The organism is Tenacibaculum sp. SG-28, assembly GCF_002954385.1.
GTDB lineage: Bacteria > Bacteroidota > Bacteroidia > Flavobacteriales > Flavobacteriaceae > Polaribacter.
This window is the reverse complement of the sequence record NZ_MQVY01000017.1, coordinates 1-2173: the sequence shown is the minus strand read 5'-3', so window position 1 is coordinate 2173 and position 2173 is coordinate 1. Positions and strand designations below refer to the sequence as shown.

Genomic DNA, 2173 nt, shown 5'->3' with positions numbered 1-2173 from the left:
AGTGAGCATTTAAGGATATAAAAACGAATGACTGTAGTCGAAAATCAGGGTTGTATAAAAACACTAATTTTCTATCTTTGGTCAGAGTAGTTTTACATTTACCAAGTTTCGGCTTTGGTATTTATGCAAGGCATATTAATAAAAATTAATGAAAGTTATGTTTGTACTTGCCGCTCAGTATTATGTGTCGCTACACAAACCTAACAAAACCTAAACTGCATTAAAACGCAGCTTAGCCAAACCGTTGTGGTTAATTTTGACCCAAAACGAAAGCGAGTATAAAAATCAAAACTTTAGAATTACAATCTTTGATATTACAATTTTAATTTTCAATAATTAAAAAGAGATAGTAATATTAAATCAGTAACAAAATGGCAATCAGAATCCTTTTTCTTTTTCTTTTAAATATAACTATTGGTTATAGTCAAAACATAACTATTAAGGGAATTGCTTTAGATTCAACTTTAGGGGAAAAAAAAGTATCTATTTCAATTAATGATACTATAATTAAATTTGTAAAAAAAGAATTATCAAATCCTAAAATGACTTCATCAAACTCATTTGATATAGTTGAAGTTTTACGAAAAAAATATACTACGAAGACTAATAGAAATGGCAAGTTTACAATAAAAGCAAAACTAACTGACACACTTTATTTTTATTCTCAAAGACATTTTACTCAAAAACATTTAGTATCAGATTTATTGAAAAAAAATATAAATATTCAATTGAAGCCTGAAAAATGTATTAAATTTATAAAATGTAATGATACTATTAAAAGTTTAAGATTTATTGGAAAAGTAATTAATGTTACTTCTAGTAAAAGAAGTATTATTGTAATACTATAATTTTAGGAGGTGGCACTAACTCTAAATATAATATTAAATACAAAATAATTAAACTCCTCGATGGAAGCTTTAAGTCAGATACAATTAATATATCTACTTACATAGAAAACGAAAAAATTTTATCTTTTGATAGTTTCCATTATGTAGTGAGAAAAAAATGTGACGTTGTTAATAATTACTCTAAATATGCTCCCCAGATTACAGATATTTACATCAGTAATAATGACCAATGGATTGTACCTTACCAAGATTTAGTTTACAAAAGACTTGACAGCTTTAAAACTAATATTAGACCGAAAAAAATAATTCTTAAAAAATCTTTAAAGAGAAATGTAACTAACTGGGATAAATTAAAATATCCCAAGCCTTATTTCAAGGTAGAAAATAATGAGCTTTTTGCTCTTTATGGTAATACATTAGAGGAATATATAGAATTGAAAAAAAATCAAAAACAGTCTTCTTTTGAGAAACTTCTAGATTCACTAGGCTTTAATAAATTGAAAAAAATCAAAAACTAACCACAACACCGTATATAATTTATTGCTAGTTCTAGCCTACTTATGAAAGTCCTCGCGAACTTTCTTGGTCGGTAATTATTTACTAAATTAGGTACTTGAAACACGCAACAAACCATATACAAACACGTTATATTGAACCGCTCCGAGCAGTCTTACGGGTGAATTTATTAAGGTATTCAGAAGTTGGATGGAAAAGAAAAATAAATTGCTTAATTATAAAAAATAATTATAATTTTACTTGCCGGATAGCCGTATGTATCACTTTCAAATTTTATAAAATTTGAACTGTATTAAAGCCTAATTTAGCTAAACCTTTAAAAACAATTAAATAAATGAATTTTAAAAAAAGAATTTTAGTTTTAATGCTTAATTTATTTTTTATTGCTTGCTCTGAAGAAGAAAATATTGAAATCTCTAGAGAAGAACTTATGGTTAATAAAACCTGGACTTTTAAAAAATTAGAAATAATTGATATTCAAGACTCTGGAGGCTCTTTGCTCACCAAAGCTCAAATTGAGAAAAAAATAAATGATTTTAATAGCGGAAATGGTGAGACTATGTTCTTTAGACCAGATAAAACTGGATACACAACTTCCATTTATGGAATTGAAGAATATACATGGAATATTAATTCTGACAATCAAATAGAATTAATATTAGAAAATTCAAACGACAATGTTGTTCACAATAATTTTAATGTTACCAACTCCCGTTTAAGCTTTGAAATTCCATTCGCAGTTTATGACTCAATTACATCTAATGAAGTACTTGAAGTACTTGCGTTCGGAACTACAATTTGGGAGTAAA

The 2173-nt window shown here is 26.7% G+C and carries 3 protein-coding genes; all 3 read left to right on the top strand.

Going from position 1 to position 2173, the window contains the following annotated elements; genetic code table 11:
• The first annotated feature begins 371 nt into the window (after positions 1-371).
• The 3 genes from BSU00_RS12780 (at position 372) to BSU00_RS12770 (ending at position 2172) form a co-directional block, all read left to right on the top strand.
• The gene (locus BSU00_RS12780) at positions 372-848 is read left to right on the top strand and encodes a hypothetical protein (protein WP_105004721.1); all 477 of its coding nucleotides are present in this window, start codon (positions 372-374) and stop codon (positions 846-848) included.
• Between the two features lie 146 nt (positions 849-994).
• A complete protein-coding gene (locus BSU00_RS12775; RefSeq protein ID WP_105004720.1) occupies positions 995-1366 on the top strand; it encodes a hypothetical protein in 372 nt (123 codons plus the stop codon).
• A 362-nt stretch (positions 1367-1728) separates the two neighbouring features.
• Entirely contained in the window at positions 1729-2172 is a 444-nt protein-coding gene (locus BSU00_RS12770) for a hypothetical protein (RefSeq protein WP_146104864.1), read from the top strand.
• The last annotated feature ends 1 nt before the right edge of the window (position 2173 follow it).

Coding starts and splice junctions, on each gene's coding strand:
- BSU00_RS12780 (WP_105004721.1), top strand. CDS start 372: ATGGCAATCAGAATCCTTTTTCTTTTTCTTTTAAATATAACTATTGGT.
- BSU00_RS12770 (WP_146104864.1), top strand. CDS start 1,729: ATGCTTAATTTATTTTTTATTGCTTGCTCTGAAGAAGAAAATATTGAA.